This window comes from Brevundimonas sp., assembly GCF_050729455.1.
In the GTDB taxonomy this organism is placed as follows: Bacteria; Pseudomonadota; Alphaproteobacteria; order Caulobacterales; family Caulobacteraceae; genus Brevundimonas.
This window is the reverse complement of the sequence record NZ_JBOHLI010000050.1, coordinates 1-24424: the sequence shown is the minus strand read 5'-3', so window position 1 is coordinate 24424 and position 24424 is coordinate 1. Positions and strand designations below refer to the sequence as shown.

The window sequence follows — 24424 nt, the reverse complement described above, 5'->3', positions numbered from 1 at the left end:
TCGTTCTCCCGCAGGATCCCGATGATCTGCTCTTCCGAGAATCTCGCTCGTTTCATTCCGTCCGTCCTTTCAAGGGCCGGACTCTAGCTCCGCGTGGAGGAAATTCTCAGGGGCACGTCAACAGGAATCGATCCCTTCGATTGTCCCGGTAGCGCTTCACGCCCTTTACCGGACTCTCCTCCACGAACCCTCGCTCGACGGCGAAATTGAAGATGCCGCCCAACAAACCGATCGTGCGGGCAGCGGCGCCCTTTCCGCCCCTTGTATGAGGCGTCGCATCCTTTCGGATCCGGCCGTTCCCGATGTCGATCATCAGCCGCTGGATATCGCCCCGCGCTACATCCGTGACCTTCATGGTGCCGATTCTGGGGTTGATGTGGCGTTTGATACGAATGCGATCGATCTGAAGCGTCGTCTCCTTCTTGGTCGCCGTTCCTTCAGCCATGTAGAGCTCGCACAGATCCCTCACGGTCATCTCCGCACGGCGCTCAGCCTTTACGCCTTGCGGGTCGCCGCCCATGGCCGCCCGTGCAAGGGCGCGCCGCGCCTCTTCGCGCGCCTCCTCCGTCGTCAGCACCCCATGGGTCGCCAGCGTCAGCATCCGATCAGCGCCGCCGATAGTTCGGTAGCGCACGATGTAGGTTTTCCGACCTTGCGGAGAAACCCGCACCCCGAAACCCTTCAACTCGATATCCCACGCTGAATACCGCTCTGGGCCCGCCACCAGGGCATCCACGGCCCTTTTGGTCAGACGCATGGTCACCATATGGTCACCAGACATGTTTCCTCCGTCCCGCCACAGCGAGGTTTGAGCCCTATTTCTGGTCCGCACATGGTCACCAGAATGGAGCAAATCGGAGGATAAAGAGGTAACTACGAGTAACCACCCTTCGCCCACAAAGCGCCTAACATTCAGGCACTTGGGCAACAAAGGGGAACGCCGGTAAACCCTAGGGTTCGAGCTCGATGTCCCAGTAGAGGTAGTCGAGCCAGCTCTGGTGCAGGAAATGGGGCGGGAAACGGCGACCGGCTTCCTGCAACTCCCACGAGTTCGGCTGGTGCGCGGTACGGCGCAGCAGGGGCATTCCCGCCTGCTGCGGCGTGCGCCCGCCCTTTCTCAGGTTACAGGGACTGCAGGCGGCGACGATATTCTGCCAGGTGGTGCGGCCGCCGCGCGAGCGAGGAATGACGTGGTCGAAGGTCAGGTCCTGGGCCAGCCCGGTCTCGCCGCAATACTGGCAGGCGAAGCCGTCGCGCAGGAAGACGTTGAAGCGGGTGAAGGCGGGCTTGCGGTCCTGATCGACGTAGGACTTCAGCGAGATGACGCTGGGCAGCTGCATCTCCATCGACGGGCTGCGCACCACCTTGTCATAGGTGGCGACCACGTCGACGCGCTCCTGCCAGACGGCCTTGACGACTTCTTCCCAGGGCCAGATCGACAGCGGGTAATAGGACAGAGGCCGAAAGTCGGCGTTCAGCACCAGGGCGGGAAAGCCGGACGGGGGACGGGTCAGGACCTGCATCAGGCCCTCCCGCTCATACGGGGGGATCTTGAGGCGACAGGAGTGAGGACACGTCTCCTTCCCTAGTCTGATGGCCTCAGCCTACGCCCGATTCTCCCTCGTCGCCATGACCGGTATGCAGTGTTTTCGTGACGCCGCGTCAGAAGACCTCGACCAGTTCAAAGCGCTCGCAGACCACCTTCATGCCCGGCGCCCACGTCCCTTCGCGCCGGTAATAGGCCTCGTGCGCGTCGCGCCACCATTCATAGGTCAGGTCGCCCTCCCCCTCGGCGCGAGCGAAGTCCTCGCTGACCTGCTCGAAAGGCATGATCTCGACCTCGGTGGTGCGGATGGCGCAGCGCGGAACGCCGGCGCCGTCGAGGATGACGCTGATCTCGCCCACCGTCGGCATGATGTCGGCCTCGCACGCCGCCAGCGAGGAGCAGGTCGCCCGCTTGCCGCCGGCCAGCACCAGGGCCAGCAGTTCATCAGCCAGCTCGGGACTGTCGCCGAACGGCCAGCGCGGGGCCTCGCGATAGGCGGCGGGAACATCGGTCATGGGCCAGTCCTCAATTTCGGGTCGGCGCGGTTGGGAAGGCCGGCAGGCTCCACCCCCGCAGGAGAGCGCCCGCGCGCAGGCCGAAGCCCGCGACAACCGCCACGCCCACCGCCGGCCAGGTCGGCACGGTCAGGGCCTTCAGGGTCACGAACAGCCCCGCCGACAAAAGGGCTGCGGTGATGTTCAGTTCGCGCCGCAGCAGGATCGACGGCTGGCCCGCCAGCACGTCGCGCACGACCCCGCCGAAACAGGCCGTCAGCACGCCCATGACGACGCAGATCAGGGGCGCCACGCCGTAGGAGGCCGCCTTGGCCGCCCCCATGACGCCATAGGCCGCCAGACCGAACGCATCCAGCCACAGCAGGGCCCGGAAGCGCCACGACCGCGCACCCAGCATCCAGAAGGCCGTCGCCGCCAGCACGCAGACGGCGATATAGCGCCAGTCCTGCACCCAGAAGACCGGCGCCCCGATCAGCAGGTCGCGCAGGGTCCCGCCCCCGACGCCGGTGATGGCCCCGAAGAAGGCGAAGGTCACCAGATCATGCTTCTCGCGCGCCGCCGCCAGGGCGCCGGTGGCGGCGAAGACGGCCACGCCCGCGAAGTCCAGCAGCGGCAGGACGGTTTCGGGCCGGGTCAGGTCGGCGTCGGTCAGCGGGTTCAAGTCGGCGGGTCCTCCAGCGCGATATCGCCACGCTTGACCCCTCCATACCATCCCCAGAGCAGATGCGCCGCCACCCCGCGATGCGGCCGCCAGATTTCCGCCCGCGCATAGGCCTGCTTCTCGTTCGGCCGATCATCGGCCGCGTCCGCCCAGCGCATCGCCTCCTGCAAGGCCACGTCGCCGCCGGGAAAGACGTCGAGGCGCCCCTCGCAGAACATCAGGAAGGTCTCGGCCGTCCACTTGCCGACCCCCTTGATGGCCACCAGGGCCGCGATGGCCTCGGCGTCCTCCAACCGCTCCAGGTGGTCGAAATCGATGCGGCCTTCGACATGGGCCAGGGCGATCTCATGGCCGTATTTCGCCTTCTGCCCCGACAGGCCGAAGCTGCGCAGGGTCTCCACATCCAGCGCCAGCACGGCGTCCGGCGTCACGCTCCCGCCCAGCCCCTCCACCGTCCGCTTCCAGATCGAGGCGGCGGCGGCGACCGAGACCTGCTGCTCCACGATCATGCGGAACAGGCCCTCGTATCCGCCGGGCCGCAGCCGCCATTCGAACACCGGCGTCTGGGCGTGCGCCCGCGCCAGCGCCGGATCGGCGTCGGCCAGGGCCTCGCGGGCGGCGGCGATGGACGGGGCGGAAGGAGCTATGGCCATGATCGTCAATATCGACAGGGAAACGGCGCCGCTCTAGCGTGGCGGCCGATGCATACTCTGGACGAACTTCTCCACCCGATCACCCCTGATCGCTTCTTCGCCGAGTTTCACGGCCGAAAACCGCTGCACATTCCCGCTGGCGACAGCGCGGCGAAGCGGGAACTGCTGAACTGGAACACCTTCAACGACCTGCTGAACCAGTCGTCGATCTGGACCGCCCAGAGCCTGAAACTGGTGCGCGACGCCGACCCCGTGCCGCCTGAACAATATTGCCGCACGGTGCAGACCCAGTCGGGGCCGTCGGTCCGACCCGACCCGGCCAAGGTCGCCGTCTTCATGGCCACCGGCGCCAGCGTCGTCGCTGGCGACGCGCAGGACCTGACGCCGCGCCTGGCCGAGGTTTCGGCCATGCTGAGCCGCGCCTTCGCCGCCGCCGTCGGGGCCAACCTCTACTGCTCGTTCAAGGGCGTCCAGGCCTTCGGGACCCACTATGACCTGCACGACGTCTTCGCCGTCCAGGTCGAAGGCGAGAAGGTCTGGCGCCTGTATGAGAACCGGGCCGAGGCGCCCGTCGACTTCCCGCCCGACACGCCCGAGACCCGCCGCTGGCTGACGCAGAGCCGGGGCCGGCTGATGACCGAGGTGCGAATGCGTCCGGGCGACGTGCTCTACCTCCCCCGCGGCTGGTGTCATGACGCCCTGGCTCAAGACGGCGCCTCGCTGCACGTGACCTTCTCGGTCACGCCGCTCCATGGCCGCATCATCTTCAGCCTGCTGGAGCAGGCGGCGATGCAGGATCCGGCCTTCCGCACCTATATGCCCCCGACGGACAGGGACGGCGGCAAGGCCTTGCAGGCGCACCTGACAGACCTTGGTCAACGACTGGCGCGCCTGGCGGCTCTGCCGGCCTTCCGCGACGAGGTGGCGATGACGCAGGAGCGGCTGGTCCCGCGCCCGGCGCGCTTCGCCTTGCCGCAGCCGATGGCGCTGACCGCCTATCGACCGACGGGTCTGCAAGGCCCCGCCTGCGTCGGCCCGGCGGCCCACGCCATGCACTGGGCCCTGTCCCAGCCCGACTTCGCGCTGGAGGAACTGGTCGCCCAGTTCGACTTCGTGGCCGAAGCCGACATCCGCGCCGCCATCGATCAGGCCGAGAAGGCCGGCGCGCTCAAGCGCTTCTGATGTTCGCCACCCGCTTCGCCCCCTCGCCCACCGGCCGTCTGCACCGGGGCCACGCCTTCTCGGCCCTGACGGCGTGGACGGCGGCGCGCGAAGCCGACGGGCGCTTCGTCCTGCGCATCGAGGACATCGATCCGACCCGCTGCAAGCCCGAGTTCGAGACGGCCATCTATGAGGACCTGACCTGGCTCGGCCTCGACTGGGAGACGCCGGTGCGGCGCCAGTCCGAGCATCTGGCCGACTACGCCGCCGTCGTCGACACGCTGAACGCGCACGGCCTGCTCTACCGCTGCTTCCGCACCCGCAAGGAGATTCTCGACGCCATCGGCGACGCCCCGCACGGCCCCGCCGAGGCCGTCCGCCCCGGCCCGCACGCGCCCGACGAGGAAGCCCGCCTGCTGGCCGAGGGCCGTCCCTACGCCTGGCGGCTGTCGCTGGACCGCGCGCGCGAAGCCCTGGGTGATGAAGCGTGGAACAGCCTGTCCTTCATCGAGGAAGGCGTCGGCCCCGACGGCGAGACCGGCCTCGTCCGCGCCCGGCCGGAAACGGCGGGCGACGTGGTGCTGGCGAGGAAGGACGCCGGCACCGCCTATCATCTGGCCGTCACCCACGACGACGCCCTGCAAGGCGTCACCCACGTCGTGCGCGGCCTGGACCTGTTCGAAGCCACCCACATCCAGCGCCTGATCCAGACCCTGATGGGCTGGCCCGCCCCCGTCTATCGCCACCACCGCCTGCTGACCGGCCCCGACGGCCGCCGCTACGCCAAGCGCGACCAGTCCGTGACCCTGGCCGAGCTCCGCGCCGGCGGCCTGACGCCCGAGGCCCTGCGGGCTGAGTTGGGGTTCTGAACCACATCTTGCGGCTACGGCGCCTCTTGCGCGCTCAAGCAGCGCGAAGCGCGGTAGCGCACGAAAGATGCCGCTCAAGCAGCGCGGCTCCGCGAGCCGCGCGATAGCGCCCTTCTCTTCACCCAAAAAAGAAAGGCGCGGAACCCGTAGGGTCCGCGCCTTTCAACCCGAAGCGGGTTCGTCGGCCTTAGAGAACCTTGAGGTCCACGGCCGAGGTCTTGCCGCGCTGGTTTTCCAGCTCGTATTCGACCTTGGCGTTTTCATCGAGGCCTTGCAGGCCAGCCTTCTGAACGGCGGTGACGTGGACGAAAACGTCCGAGCCGCCGTTGTCGGGCTGGATGAAGCCATAGCCCTTGGTGGGGTTGAACCACTTGACCGTGCCGGTCGCCATCTTAGCGTCTCCGTAAACGCGCTTTGCCAGGCGGATTTCCACGCAGGAGAATCCGTCAGTCCATCTGGACAAGCTCGTTCAGGCGAAGGAGCGAGACGCGGGTTTGGACCCCACGTGAAATCCGGACTGCGACGATGTTGTCACCCGACTATCCACAGCGCGTCAACTGTAAAGCGAAAGGCCTCATCGCGCTGCTTGGTTAATATCGAACACGGGTCATTCGCCCGGACGACACGGGCTGGCGTCCGGGCCGAAATGGCCGCAAGCTCCCGGCGACGGCAAGGGATCCATAGTCATGGCCAAGAACGACTACGAAGACACGCTGGAGGCCCTGCAGATTCAGCTGGTCGAGACCCAGGCCTGGGCCATCGAACAGGGGCTGAAGGTGGTCGTCGTCCTCGAGGGCCGCGACGCCGCAGGCAAGGACGGGGCCATCAAGCGCATGACCGAGTTCATGGCCCCGCGCCAGACCCGCGTCGTCGCCCTGCCCAAGCCGAACGACCGCGAACTGACCCAGTGGTATTTCCAGCGCTACGCCAACCACCTGCCCGCCGCCGGTGAAATCGTCTTCTTCAACCGCTCCTGGTACAATCGCGCCGGGGTCGAGCCGGTCATGGGCTTCTGCACGCCGGAGCAGCACGAGCGCTTCCTGCACGACGCCCCGCATTTCGAGCGGATGCTGACCCAGTCGGGCACGACCCTGATCAAGCTGTGGCTCGACATCTCACGCGATGAGCAGTCGCGCCGGCTGGAGGAACGCGTCACCCATCCGCTGAAACGCTTCAAGGTCTCGCCGCTGGACGCCGAGGCCCAGAAACGCTGGAGCGACTATTCCGCCGCCCGCGACGAAATGCTGGCCCGCACCCACGTCGACTATGCGCCGTGGACCGTCGTCGCCACCGACAACAAGAAGCAGGCGCGGCTCAACATCATCCGCCACGTCCTGCACCGGCTGAACTGCCCTGGGCTGGAAGCCAGGCAGCCCGACGCCGACATCGTCTTCGCCGCCGACAAGGCCAAGGGCCGGCTGGCCAAATAGACCTCAGTCGTCGCCGAACAGGCGGCGGTTCTTGTCGACAAAGGCGCGGATGGCCTGGGTCAGCGGCCCGTTCTGCCGTCCCTTCAGATAGGCCCAGCCCGCGCCCGCCCCGATCAGGGCGCCGCCCGCATCGACGATCAGGTCCCACATGGTGTCCACCAGACCGGACTTCTGGGTGTTCAGGCCGAACAGCTGATCCAGGGTGAACTCCCAGATCTCCCACACCGCGCCGATCATGACGGCGAAGCAGAAGGCGAAGAAGGCCACGGTGAAGGGCGCCGCCGTCAGCCGGTTCCCCTTGACCAGCATCAGCATCAGCAGCGACCCGACCAGTCCAAAGGCCACCGCCGAGCCGCCGTGCAGCACCACGTCCCACCACCAGTAGCGCTCATAGAAGTCCCCGACCTCGCCCAGCAGCAGCGTGGCGCACAGGAAGGCGGCGATGGCGCTGACGAAGGCCGTCGGCAGGGTCACCCCCACCTTCTCGCCCAGCCAGACCGGGACCAGCGACAGCAGCAGGGTCCCGACCCCGACGAAGGTGACGCTGAACTCGTCGGTGATGAAGCCGACCACCGCCGCCCCGATCAGGATGACCCAGGTCAGATAGAGGATGACGGGCGGACGGCCCCCGCGCTGACGGAACGTCATGAACAGCCTCCGGTCGGCCGCCGACAAGCTTCAGCGACAGGCCTTCCTACCACGCCCCCGCCGCTCGCGCCTTGCGAAAGCGGACGCGCTCTCTCGACCGACCACCTCCGTCACCCCGGACGGCCCGCAGGGACGATCCGGGGCCCAGGCGCCGAAACCGATGGCAGGGGCAGAGAAGCCGCGACCGCCTGGGTTCCGGGCTCGCTGCGCGCCCCGGAATGACGACTAGGCTGGAAAGCGGACGCTAGTGTCAGTCCATCTCAAGTAGGAAATGGGCCAGCGTCAAGGCGTTCTGATTGGCAGCGCAGGTCGGTTTGCGTGGAGGTTCAAACGCATAGGTCGACGCCTCCACGACAACATCACCGCCACCTCGCCTCAACTGGGTGACGTATCGAAAGTATCCTGACCGCGATGCAACTGGGTCCACATAGCTGACAATGAAGTGAGAGTACGAAGATAGGTCCTGTTCAACTCGAGTGAGAGTGAGGCAACTTCCCGAAGGAGCGAAGTCGGGCTTTGCGAATTCATCCAGACCAAGGGCTTTTGCCCTCGCCACGGCCTCTTCGTACTGTAGACATTCCGGACGCCCCGCATCTGCTACTTGAAGAGTGTAAACACCTCGCTCTGCAGGACCAAATCCGGGAGTGTAAGCCGGTTTTCCGGACATCAGAACGTCAATGGCACTCACTCCCAAAGCGACCATGTAATCCACATGCTCTGAGGTAGCGACCATTGGCTGCAGGCCGGCCGGCTCTACAGGCCCCGGCTTTTCTCCGTTTACGTAGAGGTTGAGCACGCGCGTAACAGGGCCGACCGGAGCAAGCTGCCGCGTCGCCCCCTCCCGCTCACAGAGAAGCCAACCTTGGGTAACCGGGTCCGGAACGCTGTCGCTAACGAAGATCATGGCCGACGCCATCAGGGCTATCATCATCGATCAGTTCATCCCCACGATGGCGTGGCTGAAAAAGGGCTTCAGTTCATATCGAGTGAAAGCCAAGCCCAACTAGACCGTCTGCGCCTCGCGCCGACCACACCTTAAAGTCCGCACTGGGTCCGAAAGCGGCCACATCCCAACCTACTTCAACCCGTCTTCCGCCAGCGTATGGGCGACGATGGCGTTGGCGTGGCCGTGGCCCATGTCGTGCTCGTCCTTGAGCAGGGTCACCAGTTCCATGTGCTTGGCGGGATAGCGGGCGCGGACCTCCGCCTTCCACTCGGCGATGGGGCGTCCATACTTCTTCTCGATGGAGGGGAAATAGGACGCGGGGCCCTTGATCGGCTCGTCAGTCATCGGCGCTTCCCTCCGGTTGAACCGCCACTAAACGCAGCATGGCCGCGTCGCGCAATGGGTCTCGCATGACGCGGATCGGATGCGCCCCCTTCACCCGCGACGGCCTCAGGGTCTAAGACCCCTGCATGAGCACAGCCCCGCTTCCCGACGCCGCCCGCCAGAACTGGGTGGACCGCTACGCACCCGAGGGGCTGAAGCCGTGGCTGAAGCTGGGCCGCTTCGACCGGCCCATCGGCATCTGGCTGCTGCTGCTGCCCGGCTGGCAGGGGATCATGCTGGCCCTCAACCAGTACGACCGCCCCTTCGGCTTCTATGAGCTGTGGCTGATCGCGGGCTTCGCCATCGGGGCCTCCCTGATGCGCGGCGCGGGCTGCGCGGTGAACGACATCGTCGACCGCGACTTCGACGCCCAGGTCGCCCGCACCGCCATGCGCCCCATCCCGGCGGGTCAGATCAGCGTCAAGCAGGCCTGGGCCTTCGTCGCCGGCCTGTGCCTGATCAGCCTGTGCATCCTGCTAAGCATGAACCTGACCTCGGTGCTGCTGGGCGCCCTGTCGCTGGGTCTGGTCGCGGCCTATCCCTTCATGAAGCGCATCACCTGGTGGCCCCAGGCCTGGCTGGGCCTGACCTTCAACTGGGGCGCCCTGCTGGGCTTCGCGGCGGCGACCGGCGGCCTGTTCTCGCTGGGCTGGCTCCATGCCGAGGGCCTGAACCAGATGGGCCACCTCGCCCTGTCGGCCCTGCTGCTCTACGCGGGCGGCGTCTTCTGGACCCTGGGCTACGACACCATCTACGCGCTGCAGGACATCGAGGACGACGTCATGGCCGGGGTCAAATCCTCGGCCCGGCGGCTGGGGTCGCAGGTCAAGCCGGGCGTGGCGGTCTTCTACGTCCTGGCCGTCCTGCTGGCCGGCGCGGCCGGGTTCACGGCCGGTCTCGGCCCCGTCTTCTACGTCGGTCTGGCCGCCTACGCCCTGCATCTGGCCTGGCAGGTGAAGGCCCTGAAACCCGAGGACGGCGTCCTGGCCCTGCGTCTGTTCAAATCAAATCGTGAAGCTGGATTGATCCTTCTGGCCGCGATTGCGTTCAACGGCCTAGCTTTCTGATCTCGCCCCAGGAGTCCCCCTGCATGATCCCCTCGCGTTCCGCTCGCATTCTTCTCGTCACCGTCGCCGTCGCGGCCTCGCTCGCAGCCTGCCAGCGCGCCGAGAAGAAGGAGGCCGAAACGCCCAAGGCCAGCGCCGAGGCGACCGCGACCGGCCCACTGAAATACGAAAGCGCCACCCAGTGGGCCAAGGTCAGCCTGACCCTGCCCGAGGCCATCAAGACCCAGCCCGAGCTCTACGCCGCCCTCTATCGTCAGGAGGTCGCCGAGCTGGCCAAATACGCCGAGGGTGCCCAGGCCGACCGCACCGAGGCCGGCGGCGAATCCGCCATGGGTCCGTATGAGAAGACCATCGTCTATGGCGACGCGGTCCAGACCGGCCGCCTGTTCAGCGCCATGCGGACCGACTTCGACTATTCCGGCGGCGCCCACCCGAACACGGTCGCCACGGCCCTGCTGTGGGACAAGACCGAGAAGCGCCGCATCACTCCCGCCGACCTCTTCGCCAAGGGCGCCGACCTGTCGTCGCTGGAGCGCGCCCTGTGCGACGCCGTCAACACCGCCAAGAAGGCCCGCCCCGGCGCGACGCCGGTCAAGGTCGGCGGCGATATGTGGTCCTGTCCCAAGCTGAAGGACCTGGCCATCGTCCTGGCCCCCGGCGATGCGCCGGGCCAGTCGGGGGGCAAGGCCGGCGGCCTGACCTTCCTGTTCGACGCCTATGCGGTCGGCCCCTACGTCGAAGGCCCCTACTACCTCACCCTGCCCGCCTCGACCTTCCAGAGCCTGCTGGCCCCGGCCTATGCGTCCGAGTTCGGCGGCAAGCCGCTGAAGGCGGGCGACGTGACCGACGACCTGCGCCTGAAGTGAGAACTGAGGGCGCGCCCTGATTCGATCGGGCGCGCCCCTTACTTCCGCTCCAATCAGTCCGCCAGGAACTGATCCACCAGCACGCCCAGCCGCTCCGGCTGATCCACCATGATGAAGTGGCGCGCATCATCGACGCGGACCAGCTTCACCCCCGGCAGGGCCGCGTACTCCCGCCCCCAGACCGCGTCCGCCATCGCCGCCGACGCCCCGCCGTTCGCATCCGCCGCATAGACCGCCCAGACCGGGGTGGTCATGGCCGCCAGACCGGGCCGCGCGTCGGTGGTCATCACCTCGCGAATGGCCGAGGCCATGGCGTGGCGGTCCGACGCCATCGACCACTCCACCATGGCCGGACGCGCCGCCTCGGTCTTCATCATGCCGACCGCCGTCTGTTCCTGCTGGTGGCGGAAGCCCGCCGCGTCAGCGCCGAGGATGCCCGCCGCCGCCTGATCGGCGAAAGGCTTGGCGCCCTCCGCCGTCGCGGTCGGCCCGAACATGGCGCTGAAGAAGGGCAGGCTGTCGACGCTCATCACCCGCCCGACCGCCTCGGGGTGCTGTTGCGCCACCATCAGCCCGGCCAGCCCGCCCATCGAATGACCGATGATCACGGGCCGGTTCAGCGTCGCCGCATAGCGCGCCAACTCATCCACCGCCGGCTGCACGAAGGCGCCGTCGCCGTGGCTCCACGGCTCGCCCGCAAAGCCCGCCAGCTGCACCAGATGCACCCGATGCGTCGCCGCCAGCCGCTGCGCCAGCGGACGCCAGACCTCGCGCGAAGAGGCGAAACCGGGGATCAGGATGACGTCAGGCCCATTGCCCATCACCTCGACCGACAACCGGTCCGAGGCGAAAGCGGGCGCTTCGATCCGCGCCGGTTCAGCATGGGCGGCGGAAAAGATGTTTCCGGCGGCGAGGGCGACAGCCGAGGCCAGCAGGAGGGCGCGCAGGGTCGAACGCCCGTTCAGACGGTGATGCAGCATGGCGATATCCTTGTAAGGTTAAGCTGACACAGAGATCAGCGGAACGTCAGCCGTGGGGGTTCTCGAAAACCTCTTCCACCGGCCGCGCGAACAGGGCGGCGATGCGGTAGGCCAGGTCCAGCGAGGGGTCGTGCTTCTCGGTCTCCAGGGCGTTGACGGCCTGACGCGAGACCCCCAGCGCCTGACCCAGCTGCTCCTGGGTCCAGTTGCGCTCGACGCGCAGCAGTTTCAGCTTGTTCTTCATCAGTTCGACGATCGGATGAAGGGCGAGACGCAGCCGAACACGGCCCAGAACAGCGGGTAGATCATCCAGCCCTCGGCGTGCGGCGCCCCGGCGAAGCTCTCGCCGAAGCCCCAGGCGCTGAAGCCGGCCATGGCCACGCCCGCCGAGACGATGAACTGCTTGGCGGTGACGGCGCGGACGAACTCGTCACTGTCGCGCATGAAGCTGAGCGTGGCCCAGATCTGGCCTGCGATAGGGGCGGCGACCGCCAGAGCCAGGACCCAGGCGGCGGGCTTGCCCTGGATCGTATCAAAGGCGCCGCCGATGGTCGCCAGCATGACGGCGACATAGCCGCCCATGAAGGCCATGGTGCGGATCACACAGCGGCGACCGGCGGGGGCGTTTTGTTTGGACAGGGTCAACATGGAAGGCGCTCCTGACTGAATGTAAGGCCAACCTTACTCGACGCTCATGTCATGTCAACCTGACTTTTTGTCAGGCCAGCATGATTTTTGTCGGAGCGCTCGCGCCGCCTGTCCGTCTGCCCTAGACAGACCCCATGCGCCTGACGCCCGCCAACTCCCCCGACTTCATCGCCGCCAACACACGGCTGCAGACCGTGCCGCACGCGCCGGAGATTTCGCTGTGGCTGGCGGACGAGATCACGCCCCTGTGGCGGCTGACCGAGGAAGAGCTGGGCGCCATGGGCCTGCCCCCGCCCTTCTGGGCCTTCGCCTGGGCCGGCGGTCAGGCCCTCGCCCGCTGGCTGCTGGATAACCCCGATCAGGTCGCGGGCAAGCGCGTCATTGACCTGGCCACCGGCTCGGGCCTGGTCGCCGTCGCCGCCATGAAGGCGGGCGCCGCCAGCGTCCTGGCCGCCGACATCGACCCCTTCTGTGCCGCCGCCGTGGCCGCCAACGCGAAGGCCAACGGCGTCGAGATCGCCTTCACCGACGCTGACCTGCTGGACGCCCCGCCCCCGCCCGTGGACCTGATCTGCGCCGGCGACGTCTTCTATGAAAAGCCTATGGCCGAGGCGGTCCTGGCCTGGCTGAAGCAGGCGCAGGCCAACGGCACCCGCGTCATCGTCGGCGACCCCGGCCGCACCTATTTCCCGAAATCCGGCCTGACCCTGCTGGCCGAATACACCGTCCCCACCACGCGCGAGCTGGAGGACCAGGAGGTCAAACGCTCGCGCGTCTGGTCGCTGGACTAGTCGCCTTCGCCCCGATGGGCGCTGACCGTCTTCAGCGCCGCCAGCGCCCGCTCGCGACCCTCAACGTGATCGACGATGGGCCGGGGATAGGTCGCGCCCAGCCTCACCCCCGCCTCGGCCAGCACCATCGGCGGCGCGGTCCACGGGGCGTGGATCCAGCGATCCGGCAGGCCCGCGACCTCGGGAACCCAGCAACGCACATAGCGCCCCTGCGGATCGAACTTCTCGCCCTGGGCCACCGGGTTGAAGATGCGGAAATAGGGGGCGGCGTCGGCGCCCGACCCGGCGACCCACTGCCAGTTCTGCACATTGCTGGCCAGATCGGCGTCGGTCAGGCAGTCCCAGAACCAGGCCTCGCCCTCGCGCCAGTCGATCAGCAGGTGCTTGATCAGGAAGGAGGCGACCACCATCCGCACGCGGTTGTGCATGGTCCCCGTCGCCCACAGCTGTCGCATCCCGGCGTCCACCAGCGGATAGCCCGTCCGCCCCGTCTTCCACGCCGCCAGTCCCTCGGCGTCGTCGCGCCACGGCATGGCGTCGTACTCGGGCTTGAAGGCCCGCTCCGGCAGATAGGGGAAGTGGTGCAGCAGATGGGCCGAGAACTCGCGCCAGCCGATCTCGGCGACGAACTTCTCCGCCTCCCCCGCCGGAACCCGCCCCTCGGCAGCGGCGGCGCGCACCGTCTGGATCGCCCGCCACGGCCCGATCTCGCCCCGGTGCAGATGCGCCGCCAGACCGCTGGTCCCCGCCCGGTCCGGCCGGTCGCGGTCGGTGGAATAGGTCTTCAGCCCGCCCACGACAAAGGCCGCCAGCGCCGCCTTCGCCCCCGCCTCGCCCGGCGTCCCGACAAAGCCGCTGGACCAGTCGGGCCGCGTCGGATGCAGGCCCCAGTCGTCAACCGCTTCGCTCGACACCCCGTCCGGCACCGTGATCGCTTCGGGCGCCGCCAGCGGCTGCGGGGCCTCGGCGACGGTCAACAGCGCCTTCAGGAAGGGGGTGAACACCTTGTACGGCTGGCCCGACCCGTTCAGCACCGCGCCCGGTCGGCACATCAGGCTGGCGTTGAAGCCCCGGCACTCGATCCCGTCCGCCTTCACCCCGTGGGCGATGTCGGCGTCGCGGGCCAAGGCCTCCGGTTCGAACAGGCGGCTCATGAAGACCTGATCGGCGCCCGTCTCTTCGATCAGACGGCGCAACTCGGCCTCGGCGTCGCCGCGCCGCAGGATCAGCCGCCCGCCGCGCGTCCTCAGATCCGCGTCCAGCGCCCGCAGCGACTTGTCCAGCCACCAGCGCGACGCAGCGCCGATGGCCCGCCCCTCCAGCCGTTCGTCCCGCACATAGACCGGCAGCACCGCCCGCCCGGTCGCCAGGGCGTGATGCAGGGCCGGGTTGTCGGCCAGCCGCAGGTCGCGGCGGAACCACAGGATGACGGGCGGAGAGGCGGGCAAGCGGCGTCCTGAGGTTGCGGTGACGGTTCGCCTCCCTGAGCGATCAGGCGTCGCGCGGCAAGACCGTCAGCACGCGCGCCATGAACTGATGGAACTCTTCCATATAGGCCCGCAGGAAGTCCTCGGTGGAAGGGACCGAGACGTTTCCGTCATCGTCGATCAGGCCCGGCGTGAACTGGATATAGGCCTCGGGCGCGTTCATCTGCGGCGCCTGCAGGAAGCTGAGGATGCTGCGCAGATGCTGTTGCCCCACCGCCGTGCCGATGGCCCCCGGCGAGGTCCCGATCACCGCCGTCGCCTTGCGCGCGAAGCTGTTGGTTCCATAGGGACGGCTGGCCCAGTCGATGGCGTTCTTCAGCCCGCCGGGGATGGAGCGGTTGTATTCCGGCGTCACGAACAGGATGGCGTCCGAGCCCTTGATCGCCGCCTTGAAGGCCGTCGCCGCAGCCGGAAAGTCGCCGTCATGGTCGTAGGAATAGATCGGCAGATCCGCATACGAGATCTCGTGGAGCTTCAGCTTCTCGGGCGCCAGCTTGATCAGGGCCTTGGCCAGCTTGCGGTTGATCGAGCCCTTGGCCAGAGACCCCACGATATAGCCGACGTTATAGGTGGTCATGACGCGCATCCCGCTGGGTGAGACGACGCCGACCGCCGTCCCCAGCCAAATGCCTCAGAAAACCTGGCGGTTCCGCCTCAGACCGTGACCGCCTGACGTCCGCGCCCGGCCTCGCCGAAGACCCGCAGATAGCGCGCGATCTCGCCGCGGTCGCCGGTCGCCTTCTCGACATTGTCCGACAGCTTGACCGCCGACCGGCCGCCCGCCCGCGTCACCTTGCAGACCAGGGAGATGGGCGTCAGCTCCGGCATGGGCGCGGGCGCGCAGTCGCGGAAGTCGTTGGTCAGATTGGTGCCCCAGCCGAAACTGGTCCGCACCCGTCCCTTGAAGTGGGCGTGGGTCGCCTCGATCGTGTCCACGTCCATGCCGTCGGCGAAGACCAGCAGCCGCTCGCGCGGATCGCGGCCCTGCTGCGCCCACCAGGCCATGATCTCCTCCCCGCCCTCGATCGGCGGCGCGGAGTCCGGCCGGAACCCCTTCCAGTCGGCCAGCCAGTCCGGCGCGTCGGCCAGAAACGCTCTTGTCCCAAACGCGTCCGGCAGGGCCACCAGCAGGTTGCCGTCATAGGTCGCCCGCCATTCCTCCAGCACCTGATAGGGCGCGGCCCGCAGCAATGCGTCGTCGTCCCCCGCCAGGGCCGCCAGCACCATCGGCAGTTCGTGCCCGTTGGTGCCCACCGCCTCCAGATCATTGTTCATGGCCAGCAGGACGTTCGACGTGCCGATGAAGGCCTTGCCCAGCCCCTCCTTCAGCGCCTCGACGCACCAGCCCTGCCACAGGAAACCGTGCCGCCGCCGCGTGCCGAAGTCGGAGATGGCCAGCGGCTCCAGCGTCCTCAGCCGCTCGACCTTGCCCCACAGCCTGGTCTTGGCCCGCGCATAGAGGACGTCCAGCTCGAACCGGCCCAACCGGCGCAGGGCCTTGCGGCTGCGCAGCTCGTTCAGGATCGACAGGGCCGGGATCTCCCACAGCGTCACCTCGGCCCAACCGCCTGAGAACTCCAGCCGGAACTGCCCGTCCGCCCCGCGCGACAGGTCGTATTCGGGCAGGCGATAGTCGGCCAGCCAGGCCAGGAAGTCGGGGCGGAAGATCGACTTCACCCCATAGAAGGTGTTGCCGCCCAGCCAGATCAATTCCCGGTTCGAGAAGCGCAGCGTCCGCGCATGATCCAGCTGCGCCCGCAGCTCCGCCTCGTCCACTTCCTCGGCCAGCCGCACCGTCGTCGTGCGGTTGATGGCGCTAAAGGTCACCGGCACGTCGCGATGCCGCCGCCAGATCAGCTGCAGCATCAGCAGCTTGTAGAAGTCGGTGTCCAGCAGGCTGCGGACGATGGGGTCCAGCCGCCAGCCGTGGTCATAGGCCCGCTTGGCCAGATCGACGCTCGCCATGCTCAGTCGGCCCGTTCTTCACTCTGAGGCGCGGGCGGTCCCGCCTCGTCCTCGTTCAGCAGCCGCCCGACGCGGCTGGGCTTGATGTAGGGTTCGGGTTCCGGCGTCACGGCGTTGCCGCGCATCATCGACCGTCCGGCGGTCAGCCCGCCGGTGACCTGCAGGTCCAGACGCGCCGCGTCGCGGCGGCGCACGTCGGCGATGGTCTCGGCCGCCTCGTCCTCGGACACGCCCAGATCGACCAGCACCGCCTCGCCGAACGCCAGCGCCGACTCGAAGGTCTCACGGATATGATAGTCGACGCCCGCCGCGATCAGGCGCAGCGAATGGCCCCGGTCAAAGGCGCGCACGAACAGCTTCACCCCCGGAAACTCCGACTTGACCAGCTGGACGATGCGGTCGGCGGCGTCCGGCTTGTCGACGCAGACCAGCACCGCCTCGGCCTTGCCCGCGCCCGAGGCCCGCAGCGTGTCCAGCCGCGTCCCGTCGCCGTAATAGACCTTGAAGCCGAAATTCCCCGCCGCCTGGATCATCTCCACGTCGTTCTCGATGATCGACACGTCCACGTCGCGCGCCAGCAGCGGTTGTGACACCACCTGGGCAAAGCGGCCGAAGCCGATGATCAGCACCTGGCCGCGCAGGCCCTCGGCCGCGTCCACGCCCTCGGCCTCTTCCGGCGACAGCCCCGCCTCTCTGGGCAGCCAGCGCTTCATCGCCAGGGTCGTCAGCGGCGTCAGCGCCATGGACAGGATGACGATGGCCGTCAGGGCCGCGCTGGCCTGACCGTCGATCACCCCGCCCGCCGCCGCCGCGCCATAGAGGACAAAAGCGAACTCCCCGCCCTGCGCGAACAGGGCCGCCCGCTCGATCGCCTCATGGTGGCGGGCCTTGAACAGCCGGGCGACGACATAGATGACCAGGGCCTTGACCAGCATGAAGGCCAGCAGGCCCGCGACCACGATGCGCCAGTCGTTGATCACCACCCCGATGTCCAGCGCCATGCCGACCGACAGGAAGAAGAGCCCCAGCAGGATGGCGCGGAACGGCTCGACGTCGGCCTCCAGCTGATGCCGGAAGGTCGAGTCCGACAGCAGCACCCCGGCCAGGAAGGCGCCCATGGCCATCGACAGGCCGACCTCGTTCATGATCCAGGCCGTGCCCGCCACCACCAGCAGGGCGGCCGCCGTCATCACCTCGCGCCCGCCGTTGCGGGCCAGGAAGCGGAACACCGGATTGATCGCATAGCGTCCGGCGACCAGCACCCCGGCCACCGCCGCGACCGCCAGGCCGATGGTCTGCCACAGGGGGGCGGCGCTCTCGCTCGCCGTCCCCACCGACGCCGCCAGAATGGCGACAATGGCCAGCAGCGGCACGATGGCCAGGTCCTCGAACAGCAGGATGCTGACCGCCCTCTGCCCCGCCGGCGTCGGCAGGTCGCCCCGCTCCTCCAGCATCTGCACGATGACGGCGGTCGAGGACATGACGAAGCCCATGGCCCCGACAAAGGCGACCGGCGCCGAGACCCCCGCCGCCATGGCCGTCAGGGTCAGGGCCAGACCGGCCAGTCCGACCTGGGCCGCCCCCAGGCCGAAGATCTCGTGCCTCATCCCCCACAGACGCTTGGGCCGCATCTCCAGACCGATGATGAACAGGAAGATGACCACGCCGAACTCGGCGACATGCAGGATGGTCTCCGGCTCGCGGAACAGGGCCAGACCGAACGGGCCGATGGCCGCGCCCGCCGCCAGATAGCCCAGCACCGAGCCCAGCCCGATCTTGCGGAACACCGGCACGGCCACGACCCCCGCCGCCAGCAGAGCCGCCACATGGCCCAGTTCCAGTCCCGTCGCCGCGTCCGCCATCGCTCACCCTTCAAGCTTGAGCCTCCATTGTGGGGACGAAGCGTCGCGATGGCGAGGGCGATCAGCCGAAGACGGCGCCGATCCGCGACAGGCCGTCGCCAGCGGGCCGCATCACAGACCAGTCGGCGGCCAGTCCGTCGGCCAGGGTCTTCAGCCGCTCCAGCACCGCCAGCATGGGATAGGGGCCGACGCTGACGCGACAGGCGCCGGCCTCGAACAGCGCCCTGGCCGGCGGCGCCTCCGGCCCGGCCATCAGGCTGATCGGCCCGCCGATCCCCTCGGCCAGGCGCCGCACCAGCGCCGGATCGGTCACGCCCGGCAGGAAGACCACGTCGGCCCCGGCGTCCAGCCAGGCCCGCCCCCGCTCGACCGCCATCTCGACTCGCAGATCGTCGCTGTCGCCCAGATTCAGCAGGAAGACGTCGGTGCGGGCGTTGATCACCAGGTCGGGCGCCGCCGCGCGCAGGGCCGCCAGCCGTTCGGCCTGGCCCGCAATCGGCGTCAGGGCGCCGGGCGCCGCATAGTCCGCGTCCTCGAAATTCACGCCCGCCGCCCCGGCGGCCCAGACCGCGCGCCCGGTCTCGGCCGCGTCCCGGGCCGAGGGGCCGTAGCCGGCCTCGACGTCGGCGGTCACGGGAACGCCGACCGCCCGGACGACGGCCGCCACCTCGCGCATCATCGCGTCGCGGTCCATCCCCTCGCCGTCGCGCGCCCCGCGCGCCCAGGCCACGCCTGCGCTGGTCGTGCCTATGGCGGAAAAACCCGCGCTCTCGAACACCCGCGCGCTGGCGGCGTCCCAGGCGTTGGGCAGGATCAGGCCGCCGCGGCGGTGCAGGTCACGAAAGGCGGCGGCGCGGGCGGTCGGATCGGTCATGCTGGTCTCCTCCAAGGTTCGCTCTTGATGTCATGGCCACGGAGCGGCGTCCGGCGGTTTTCGGACACGAATGGCGCGTGCAAGCCTCCGCTTCGCGTCTGCCGCTGACTTTTCCAGTCCCAACCCGCCCCCGCTGTTCCACGCCTCCGGAACCGCCCTTGTCGTCGGGGGTTCCCACAGCCAAGCCGGAGCCGGTTGGAGAGACCCATGAGAATTCGCGACGTGATGAGCAGGGACGTGCAGGTGGCCCGTCCCCACGACACCCTTCAGGAAGTCGCCGCCCGCATGGCGGCGGGTGATTTCGGCTTCGTCCCCGTGGCCGATGGAGAAAACCTGATCGGCGCCGTCACGGATCGCGACATCGCCGTCCGCGCCGTGGCTTCGGGCGCCGCGCCGAACGCGCGCGTGGTCGAATTCCTCAGTCGCGACGCCCTGGTGGTGCGCGCCGACGACGATCTGAAGGTCGCGCTGGACCTGATGGGCTCACACCAGATCCGCCGCCTGCCCGTGGTCGACGAGGACGGCCGTCTGGTCGGCGTGGTGTCGCTGGGCGACCTGTCGACGCGGGTCAAGGAGCGCTATGCCGGCGAGGCGCTGGAAGAGATTTCCCGCCCGGCCTGACCCCCAACGCATTCACCCCTCGCTAACCACGACGCGGAACCGGACGATAACGGCTGGCGCGCCATGCTGCCCCCTTCGCAGGGGAGAGACGGCATGGCGCGCGCGCAGTTCCAGAAGGGCCAGAAGGTCTGGGTCGAGAGCGTCGGCGCCTGGGCCCAGGTCGAAAAGGTCCTGCCCGTCTGGGCCAAGGGCTTCGACGAGCCGGTCCGCATCACCTACGACGTCGGCCTGGGCCGCGAGTTCATGGCCGCCGAACTGCAGCCTCCGGCCGAGGACAACCTCGTCGCCACCGCCCTGGGCGACTGGCGCGTGCTGCGCGCCCGCAACAAGTGGCAGGAACCGGCCGACTGCGCCCACCACCCCTTCCCCGGCTCCTATCCGGTCGTCGTCACCGACAAGGCCGACTGGGGCGGCTGGCGCGTGCCGGGCGCCGAATACGACCGCGACCCCGAACGCATCGAGTTCCAGTCCCGCCTGATCGCCGCCGCGCCGGATCTGATGGAACTGGCCCGCGAACTGGTCGAAACCGTGTCGGAGACGCCCGAGGACGCACCCCCGGAAAGCGTCCGCCTGGCCCGCCGCGCCCGCGACATCCTGCGCCAGATCACCGACATCCTGGCCGCGCCGAGCGCCCCGGCCGAAGGCGGCCGCGCGCCATCGTCGGACGCCTCCGAGGCCGCCTGACCGGCGCCGACGCTCCGCTCGCCCGTCAGGTGAAAAGGCTTCCACGCCGGGCCTCGACAGGAATCCGCGACGCAGCCTAGATTCCCCCCGTATTTCATGACGGGAGGAACGGCTTGCGAGGCACTGAGCGTCGCAGCTATGGGCCGGGCCGACGCGCCACGGACCAGACGACCCAGGGCGCCGCGCCCTGGGCGCGCATCCTGCTGCTCGCCATCGCCCTCGTGATCACGGCCTACGCCGCCCTGGTGATCCACGACGACGGCCGCCCCCGGCGCGAGGCCCAGGCCATGCGGATCGAGGCTCTGACGCTGGAAGCGCGGCTGGCGGCGGCGCAGATTGAATCCCGTCTGGCCTCGACCTCCGGCGCCGTGACCCTGGCCGCGCGCGACCTGACCGCCCATCCCGGACAGGCGCCCGGACAGGCGGTCGAGGCCCTGGACCGCGCCCGCGCCCTGGCCCCCGACGCCGGCTTCGCCCTGCTCGACCGCGACGGAAAGATTCTCGCCGCGACCGGCGGCAAGACCGACGCCGCCGCCGGGGCCGTCGACGCCTACGTCCTGCGCGACAACGCCCTGTCGAGCCGCCGCGCCGTCGACGACGAGCGCTCCATCCTCGCCCGCACCCCCCTGCCCCCGCTGGAAACCGCGTTGAAGGGCGCGACCCTGAGCGTCGTTCCCGCCGGACAGGCGCCCGCCGACGCCGCCCGCGCGGTCAAGGGACCGGACGGAAAACCTCGCCTGTCGGCCTCGGCGCCCATAGCCGGGACGGACCATGCCGTGGTCGCCGCCCTGCCCGTCGTCGGCGGCCTGGCGGCCTGGCTGAACGACGCCTGGTTGCTGGCCGCGCCGCTGCTTCTGGTCGTCCTGCTGCTGGTGCTGATCGCGGTGCAGAACTGGCGCCAGGCCCGCGCCGGCCGCCAGTGGGCCGACACCGAACGTCGCTTCCGCGTCGCCGTCGAGGCCGCCCGCTGCGGCGTCTGGGAATGGGATCTGGCGCGCGGCGAGATGGTCCTGTCCGACTATATGGCCGCCCTGCTGGAGGTCGAACCGGGCCAGACCCTGACCACCCAGGCTCTGATCGAGCGCGTCCACCCCCGCTATCGCGAAACCCTGGTCGAGGCCCTGGATCAGGCCATGGCCCACGGCGCCTTCGACGTCACCTTCCCGGTGCCGCTGAAGTCCGGCGGCGTGCGCTGGATCGACGCGCGCGGCCAGTCGCGTCAGCCGCGCCGCGACGCGGGCTTCACCAGCCTGCTGGGCGTGGCCCTCGACATCACCGAGGCCCGCCGCTCCAAGGCCCAGGCCCAGGCGGCCGAGAACCGTCTGCGCGACGGCATCGAAAGCGTGTCCGACGCCTTCGTCCTGTTCGACCGTCAGGGCCGCCTGATCCTGTGGAACCAGGCCTTCCAGGACGCCTTTGCCTTCCCGGCGGGCGTGGTCCGCAAAGGAGCCCAGAAGGACGCCCTGAACCAGATCGCCGCCGAGGCCATCAAGGCCGAACATCCCTCGGCCAGCGGACGCGCCGGCGTGCGCGAGGTCGAGCTGAACGACGGCCGCTGGCTGCAGATGGCCGAACGCTTCACCGGCGACGGCGGCACCGTGGTCATCTGCGCCGACATCACCGTCATCCGTCGTCAGGAGGCCGAGCGTCGCCGCGCCGCCGACGAGCTGCGCGGCATGGTGGCGGCCCTGGAAGACCGCGAGGCCAAGCTGTCGCTGCTGGCCCGCAAGTACGAGGTCGCCATGACCCGCGCCGAGGCCGCCAACCAGGCCAAGTCCGAATTCCTGGCCAATATGAGCCACGAACTGCGCACCCCGCTGAACGCCATCAACGGCTTCTCCGAGATCATGGCCGGCGAGATGTTCGGCCCGCTCGGCGACCGCCGCTACAAGGGCTACGCCGCCGACATCCACCAGTCTGGCCAGCACCTGCTCAGCCTGATCAACGACATCCTCGACATGGCCAAGATCGAGGCCGGCAAGCTGACCCTGCACTATGAGGCCGTGTCGTTGAACGCCCTGTGCAACGACGCCATCCGCCTGATGCGCGGCAAGGCGATGGAGTCTGGCCTGACCCTTGGCCTCGTCGCCCCCGACGCGCTTCAGATCGAGGCCGACCATCGCGGCCTGAAGCAGGTGATGCTGAACCTGATCTCCAACGCGGTGAAGTTCACCCCCGAGGGCGGCGCCGTCACCGTCACCGTCGCGCCCCACGACGCCGATCATGTCCGCGTCTCGGTCACCGACACCGGCATCGGCATCGCCGCCGCCGATCTGGACCGCCTGGCCCAGCCCTTCGAACAGGTCGAGGGCCAGCACTCCAAGACCACCCAGGGCACCGGCCTGGGCCTGGCCCTGACCAAGTCCCTGATCGAACTGCATCGCGGCCGCATGACCATCGAGAGCGAACCCGGCCACGGCACCACCGTCTGGTTCGACCTCCCCCTCCGCGCCCCCGAAGGCGCCATGGCCCCCGCCGGCGCCGCCCCCCAACGGGTTCAGGCGCAGGCGGCCTGAGACCCTAGCACGACCTGCCCGTCATCCCGGACGGCGCTTGCCTGAACGTCGCCGCAGGTGAACGGGCGTTACCCGTTTCCGAGCGTCCGCCTTGCAACTTGAGCCCAAAGTCACAGATCGACCCGTTGCGGACGTTGAAAACGCGCCGCTACGATACCCACGAATGCACTATGGCGGCCTCCTGCCAACTGCCATCGGGCTGCTTACGATAGAGAACAAGCGTGCCGACAGAATCCATGGCGACCGATACGATTGCCTCCTTCCCATCGGGAGAGATGACGGCCCGCTCCACCATGAACCACAAGTCGTTTGGTCGGCGGGGGCTCTGCCTGCTGTCGCCTCGCGTCGGTAGTGCCTTTTGGGAAGCTGCATAGGCGTGCACCTCCGGGCAACTCGCGGCATTGATCGGGGTGACTGCAGCGAAGACTTGAGCCATCTCGACCGACGGGCCTCTCACGGCTTCGGGGTCCGCTTCACGACGACGGAGGAACCGAGGCAGCGGGGAAGGTGCTTCGGGAACATGCTCAAGCCAAATATATCGTTCCTGTGCTCCAGCCTGTTCGAGCATCGCGGGGTGAACGAAGGCATCGCGTTCCCAAGAAGTCGGCGGTGCATCAAGATCGAGATGCCAAGGGTAAGTGAGGGGCCGCTCCCAACTTATCAATCGCTCAAGCGCCTTGGCCGCGAGACCGCATTCTTCGCTGGAAACCTGATGCGGGGTTGGAACCGTGGCGTTCTCGCACGCCCCGAGAGACACGCATGCAACTGCAGCGACCGTGAGGAATACCCGACTACTTACCGGTTGACCCATTGCCATGCTGGACGATTGCCTGAAACAGCCTCTGGAGCAACGTCCGCTTCTCACCCTTTGCTGACGGAAGCCATGTCCGCTCCCGGACCAGAACGCCAATGTCCGTTTTCGGCGCTGAGGCCCAGAACCGGAATCGACCCTTTGCCGTCATTCCAATCTATTCTGGCAGTTCGAGCCTGAGCCTTTCGCGCTGGTCGGACGGCAGCACCTCACGCGCGGCGTCAAGCAGGATCAGGTCCGCCTCCGACCAGACCTTTTTCCGTGCCACCGAACTAATGATCGACACGACCTCCAGCACTAGCCCTGCGAGATCTTGACGTGCCCCTGAGAATTTCCTCCACGCGGAGCTAGAGTCCGGCCCTTGAAAGGACGGACGGAATGAAACGAGCGAGATTCTCGGAAGAGCAGATCATCGGGATCCTGCGGGAGAACGAGGCCG

Annotated in this window: 27 protein-coding genes; 9 read left to right on the top strand and 18 right to left on the bottom strand. The window is 68.3% G+C overall.

Annotated features, from left to right (window positions below; translation table 11 throughout):
- Positions 1-106: 106 nt before the first annotated feature.
- From ACREEF_RS12535 to ACREEF_RS12515, 5 genes are all read right to left on the bottom strand, one after another.
- Complete coding sequence (locus ACREEF_RS12535) at positions 107-781, bottom strand: integrase arm-type DNA-binding domain-containing protein (protein WP_431565902.1); 675 nt, start codon at positions 779-781, stop codon at positions 107-109.
- 169 nt (positions 782-950) lie between these two features.
- Entirely contained in the window at positions 951-1526 is a 576-nt protein-coding gene (locus tag ACREEF_RS12530; RefSeq protein WP_431565904.1) for an HNH endonuclease, read from the bottom strand.
- A gap of 136 nt (positions 1527-1662) precedes the next feature.
- Entirely contained in the window at positions 1663-2061 is a 399-nt protein-coding gene (locus ACREEF_RS12525) for an ASCH domain-containing protein (RefSeq protein WP_431565901.1), read from the bottom strand.
- 10 nt (positions 2062-2071) lie between these two features.
- Positions 2072-2773: a trimeric intracellular cation channel family protein gene (locus ACREEF_RS12520; RefSeq protein ID WP_431565900.1), complete on the bottom strand. Its 702-nt coding sequence runs from the start codon at positions 2771-2773 to the stop codon at positions 2072-2074.
- Positions 2719-3375 carry a DNA-3-methyladenine glycosylase family protein gene (locus ACREEF_RS12515; RefSeq protein WP_431565899.1) on the bottom strand — a complete coding sequence of 219 codons (657 nt, stop codon included), beginning with the start codon at positions 3373-3375 and terminating at the stop codon, positions 2719-2721. Before ACREEF_RS12515 ends, ACREEF_RS12520 begins: the two co-directional genes overlap by 55 nt.
- A 48-nt stretch (positions 3376-3423) precedes the next feature.
- Between ACREEF_RS12515 and ACREEF_RS12510 the strand changes: the two genes are divergently transcribed.
- Both ACREEF_RS12510 and gluQRS read left to right on the top strand, forming a co-directional pair.
- Positions 3424-4557 carry a JmjC domain-containing protein gene (locus tag ACREEF_RS12510; RefSeq protein WP_431565898.1) on the top strand — a complete coding sequence of 378 codons (1134 nt, stop codon included), beginning with the start codon at positions 3424-3426 and terminating at the stop codon, positions 4555-4557.
- Positions 4554-5405 (top strand): tRNA glutamyl-Q(34) synthetase GluQRS, encoded by an 852-nt coding sequence (gluQRS, locus tag ACREEF_RS12505; RefSeq protein WP_431565903.1) that lies wholly within the window; start codon positions 4554-4556, stop codon positions 5403-5405. Before ACREEF_RS12510 ends, gluQRS begins: the two co-directional genes overlap by 4 nt.
- Positions 5406-5592: 187 nt before the next feature.
- Here the strand turns inward: gluQRS and ACREEF_RS12500 are convergent, their stop codons facing one another.
- On the bottom strand, positions 5593-5796 hold the full coding sequence (locus ACREEF_RS12500; RefSeq protein WP_105564392.1) for a cold-shock protein: 204 nt from the start codon (positions 5794-5796) through the stop codon (positions 5593-5595).
- Between the two features lie 295 nt (positions 5797-6091).
- Between ACREEF_RS12500 and ppk2 the strand changes: the two genes are divergently transcribed.
- A complete protein-coding gene (gene ppk2 / locus ACREEF_RS12495) occupies positions 6092-6835 on the top strand; it encodes a polyphosphate kinase 2 (RefSeq protein WP_431565897.1) in 744 nt (247 codons plus the stop codon).
- Positions 6836-6838: 3 nt separating this feature from the next.
- Here ppk2 and ACREEF_RS12490 read toward each other — a convergent pair whose 3' ends face one another.
- From ACREEF_RS12490 to ACREEF_RS12480, 3 genes are all read right to left on the bottom strand, one after another.
- Positions 6839-7483 carry a hypothetical protein gene (locus ACREEF_RS12490; RefSeq protein WP_431565896.1) on the bottom strand — a complete coding sequence of 215 codons (645 nt, stop codon included), beginning with the start codon at positions 7481-7483 and terminating at the stop codon, positions 6839-6841.
- Between the two features lie 250 nt (positions 7484-7733).
- A complete protein-coding gene (locus ACREEF_RS12485) occupies positions 7734-8414 on the bottom strand; it encodes a hypothetical protein (RefSeq protein ID WP_431565895.1) in 681 nt (226 codons plus the stop codon).
- A 144-nt stretch (positions 8415-8558) separates the two neighbouring features.
- Positions 8559-8774: a DUF4287 domain-containing protein gene (locus ACREEF_RS12480; protein WP_292034389.1), complete on the bottom strand. Its 216-nt coding sequence runs from the start codon at positions 8772-8774 to the stop codon at positions 8559-8561.
- 125 nt (positions 8775-8899) lie between these two features.
- On the opposite strand from ACREEF_RS12480, the gene ubiA reads away from it, so the two are divergent.
- Together ubiA and ACREEF_RS12470 are read left to right on the top strand one after the other, a co-directional pair.
- Positions 8900-9880, top strand: a complete 981-nt coding sequence (ubiA, locus tag ACREEF_RS12475) for a 4-hydroxybenzoate octaprenyltransferase (protein ID WP_431565894.1) — start codon at positions 8900-8902, stop codon at positions 9878-9880.
- Between the two features lie 23 nt (positions 9881-9903).
- Positions 9904-10746 carry an RsiV family protein gene (locus tag ACREEF_RS12470; protein ID WP_431565893.1) on the top strand — a complete coding sequence of 281 codons (843 nt, stop codon included), beginning with the start codon at positions 9904-9906 and terminating at the stop codon, positions 10744-10746.
- A 53-nt stretch (positions 10747-10799) separates the two neighbouring features.
- Here ACREEF_RS12470 and ACREEF_RS12465 read toward each other — a convergent pair whose 3' ends face one another.
- Genes ACREEF_RS12465 through ACREEF_RS12455 form a run of 3 tightly spaced genes read right to left on the bottom strand, consistent with a single transcriptional unit; the run spans position 10800 to position 12374 of the window.
- The gene (locus tag ACREEF_RS12465) at positions 10800-11726 is read right to left on the bottom strand and encodes an alpha/beta fold hydrolase (RefSeq protein ID WP_431565892.1); all 927 of its coding nucleotides are present in this window, start codon (positions 11724-11726) and stop codon (positions 10800-10802) included.
- 46 nt (positions 11727-11772) lie between these two features.
- Positions 11773-11970 (bottom strand): helix-turn-helix transcriptional regulator, encoded by a 198-nt coding sequence (locus tag ACREEF_RS12460; RefSeq protein WP_114817898.1) that lies wholly within the window; start codon positions 11968-11970, stop codon positions 11773-11775.
- A complete protein-coding gene (locus tag ACREEF_RS12455) occupies positions 11970-12374 on the bottom strand; it encodes a hypothetical protein (RefSeq protein ID WP_431565891.1) in 405 nt (134 codons plus the stop codon). Before ACREEF_RS12455 ends, ACREEF_RS12460 begins: the two co-directional genes overlap by 1 nt.
- Positions 12375-12508: 134 nt before the next feature.
- Here ACREEF_RS12455 and ACREEF_RS12450 point away from each other — a divergent pair, with 134 nt between their 5' ends.
- Positions 12509-13165 (top strand): class I SAM-dependent methyltransferase, encoded by a 657-nt coding sequence (locus ACREEF_RS12450; protein ID WP_431565890.1) that lies wholly within the window; start codon positions 12509-12511, stop codon positions 13163-13165.
- Here ACREEF_RS12450 and ACREEF_RS12445 read toward each other — a convergent pair.
- The 5 genes from ACREEF_RS12445 to ACREEF_RS12425 all read right to left on the bottom strand — a co-directional run bounded on the left by ACREEF_RS12445 (position 13162) and on the right by ACREEF_RS12425 (position 19353).
- A complete protein-coding gene (locus ACREEF_RS12445; RefSeq protein ID WP_431565889.1) occupies positions 13162-14613 on the bottom strand; it encodes a cryptochrome/photolyase family protein in 1452 nt (483 codons plus the stop codon). The two genes, ACREEF_RS12450 and ACREEF_RS12445, sit on opposite strands and share 4 nt — an antisense overlap.
- Before the next feature lie 43 nt (positions 14614-14656).
- Positions 14657-15229, bottom strand: coding sequence for an NADPH-dependent FMN reductase (locus tag ACREEF_RS12440; RefSeq protein ID WP_431565888.1), 573 nt, complete (start codon positions 15227-15229; stop codon positions 14657-14659).
- A 77-nt stretch (positions 15230-15306) separates the two neighbouring features.
- Positions 15307-16617: a nicotinate phosphoribosyltransferase gene (locus ACREEF_RS12435; protein WP_431565887.1), complete on the bottom strand. Its 1311-nt coding sequence runs from the start codon at positions 16615-16617 to the stop codon at positions 15307-15309.
- Positions 16618-16619: 2 nt separating this feature from the next.
- Positions 16620-18479 (bottom strand): monovalent cation:proton antiporter-2 (CPA2) family protein, encoded by a 1860-nt coding sequence (locus ACREEF_RS12430; protein ID WP_431565886.1) that lies wholly within the window; start codon positions 18477-18479, stop codon positions 16620-16622.
- A gap of 61 nt (positions 18480-18540) precedes the next feature.
- Positions 18541-19353: an isocitrate lyase/PEP mutase family protein gene (locus tag ACREEF_RS12425; RefSeq protein ID WP_431565885.1), complete on the bottom strand. Its 813-nt coding sequence runs from the start codon at positions 19351-19353 to the stop codon at positions 18541-18543.
- Positions 19354-19560: 207 nt separating this feature from the next.
- Here ACREEF_RS12425 and ACREEF_RS12420 point away from each other — a divergent pair, with 207 nt between their 5' ends.
- The 3 genes from ACREEF_RS12420 to ACREEF_RS12410 all read left to right on the top strand — a co-directional run bounded on the left by ACREEF_RS12420 (position 19561) and on the right by ACREEF_RS12410 (position 23174).
- Entirely contained in the window at positions 19561-19974 is a 414-nt protein-coding gene (locus tag ACREEF_RS12420; RefSeq protein WP_431565884.1) for a CBS domain-containing protein, read from the top strand.
- A 93-nt stretch (positions 19975-20067) separates the two neighbouring features.
- Positions 20068-20658, top strand: coding sequence for a hypothetical protein (locus tag ACREEF_RS12415; protein ID WP_431565883.1), 591 nt, complete (start codon positions 20068-20070; stop codon positions 20656-20658).
- A 113-nt stretch (positions 20659-20771) separates the two neighbouring features.
- Positions 20772-23174 (top strand): PAS domain-containing sensor histidine kinase, encoded by a 2403-nt coding sequence (locus ACREEF_RS12410; RefSeq protein ID WP_431565882.1) that lies wholly within the window; start codon positions 20772-20774, stop codon positions 23172-23174.
- A 968-nt stretch (positions 23175-24142) separates the two neighbouring features.
- Here ACREEF_RS12410 and ACREEF_RS12405 read toward each other — a convergent pair.
- Complete coding sequence (locus tag ACREEF_RS12405; RefSeq protein ID WP_431565881.1) at positions 24143-24283, bottom strand: hypothetical protein; 141 nt, start codon at positions 24281-24283, stop codon at positions 24143-24145.
- Positions 24284-24424 lie beyond the last annotated feature (141 nt).

Bases quoted from the DNA above. Each gene is read 5' to 3' on its own strand.
- ACREEF_RS12440 (WP_431565888.1), bottom strand. From the start codon at position 15,229: ATGACCACCTATAACGTCGGCTATATCGTGGGGTCTCTGGCCAAGGGC.
- ubiA (WP_431565894.1), top strand. From the start codon at position 8,900: ATGAGCACAGCCCCGCTTCCCGACGCCGCCCGCCAGAACTGGGTGGAC.
- ACREEF_RS12490 (WP_431565896.1), bottom strand. From the start codon at position 7,483: ATGACGTTCCGTCAGCGCGGGGGCCGTCCGCCCGTCATCCTCTATCTG.
- ACREEF_RS12520 (WP_431565900.1), bottom strand. From the start codon at position 2,773: ATGGTATGGAGGGGTCAAGCGTGGCGATATCGCGCTGGAGGACCCGCC.
- ACREEF_RS12510 (WP_431565898.1), top strand. From the start codon at position 3,424: ATGCATACTCTGGACGAACTTCTCCACCCGATCACCCCTGATCGCTTC.
- ACREEF_RS12525 (WP_431565901.1), bottom strand. From the start codon at position 2,061: ATGACCGATGTTCCCGCCGCCTATCGCGAGGCCCCGCGCTGGCCGTTC.
- ACREEF_RS12470 (WP_431565893.1), top strand. From the start codon at position 9,904: ATGATCCCCTCGCGTTCCGCTCGCATTCTTCTCGTCACCGTCGCCGTC.
- ACREEF_RS12535 (WP_431565902.1), bottom strand. From the start codon at position 781: ATGTCTGGTGACCATATGGTGACCATGCGTCTGACCAAAAGGGCCGTG.
- ppk2 (WP_431565897.1), top strand. From the start codon at position 6,092: ATGGCCAAGAACGACTACGAAGACACGCTGGAGGCCCTGCAGATTCAG.
- ACREEF_RS12515 (WP_431565899.1), bottom strand. From the start codon at position 3,375: ATGGCCATAGCTCCTTCCGCCCCGTCCATCGCCGCCGCCCGCGAGGCC.
- ACREEF_RS12455 (WP_431565891.1), bottom strand. From the start codon at position 12,374: ATGTTGACCCTGTCCAAACAAAACGCCCCCGCCGGTCGCCGCTGTGTG.
- ACREEF_RS12420 (WP_431565884.1), top strand. From the start codon at position 19,561: ATGAGAATTCGCGACGTGATGAGCAGGGACGTGCAGGTGGCCCGTCCC.
- ACREEF_RS12415 (WP_431565883.1), top strand. From the start codon at position 20,068: ATGGCGCGCGCGCAGTTCCAGAAGGGCCAGAAGGTCTGGGTCGAGAGC.
- ACREEF_RS12485 (WP_431565895.1), bottom strand. From the start codon at position 8,414: ATGATGATAGCCCTGATGGCGTCGGCCATGATCTTCGTTAGCGACAGC.
- ACREEF_RS12425 (WP_431565885.1), bottom strand. From the start codon at position 19,353: ATGACCGATCCGACCGCCCGCGCCGCCGCCTTTCGTGACCTGCACCGC.
- ACREEF_RS12460 (WP_114817898.1), bottom strand. From the start codon at position 11,970: ATGAAGAACAAGCTGAAACTGCTGCGCGTCGAGCGCAACTGGACCCAG.
- ACREEF_RS12465 (WP_431565892.1), bottom strand. From the start codon at position 11,726: ATGCTGCATCACCGTCTGAACGGGCGTTCGACCCTGCGCGCCCTCCTG.
- ACREEF_RS12480 (WP_292034389.1), bottom strand. From the start codon at position 8,774: ATGACTGACGAGCCGATCAAGGGCCCCGCGTCCTATTTCCCCTCCATC.
- ACREEF_RS12435 (WP_431565887.1), bottom strand. From the start codon at position 16,617: ATGGCGAGCGTCGATCTGGCCAAGCGGGCCTATGACCACGGCTGGCGG.
- ACREEF_RS12430 (WP_431565886.1), bottom strand. From the start codon at position 18,479: ATGGCGGACGCGGCGACGGGACTGGAACTGGGCCATGTGGCGGCTCTG.
- ACREEF_RS12450 (WP_431565890.1), top strand. From the start codon at position 12,509: ATGCGCCTGACGCCCGCCAACTCCCCCGACTTCATCGCCGCCAACACA.
- ACREEF_RS12500 (WP_105564392.1), bottom strand. From the start codon at position 5,796: ATGGCGACCGGCACGGTCAAGTGGTTCAACCCCACCAAGGGCTATGGC.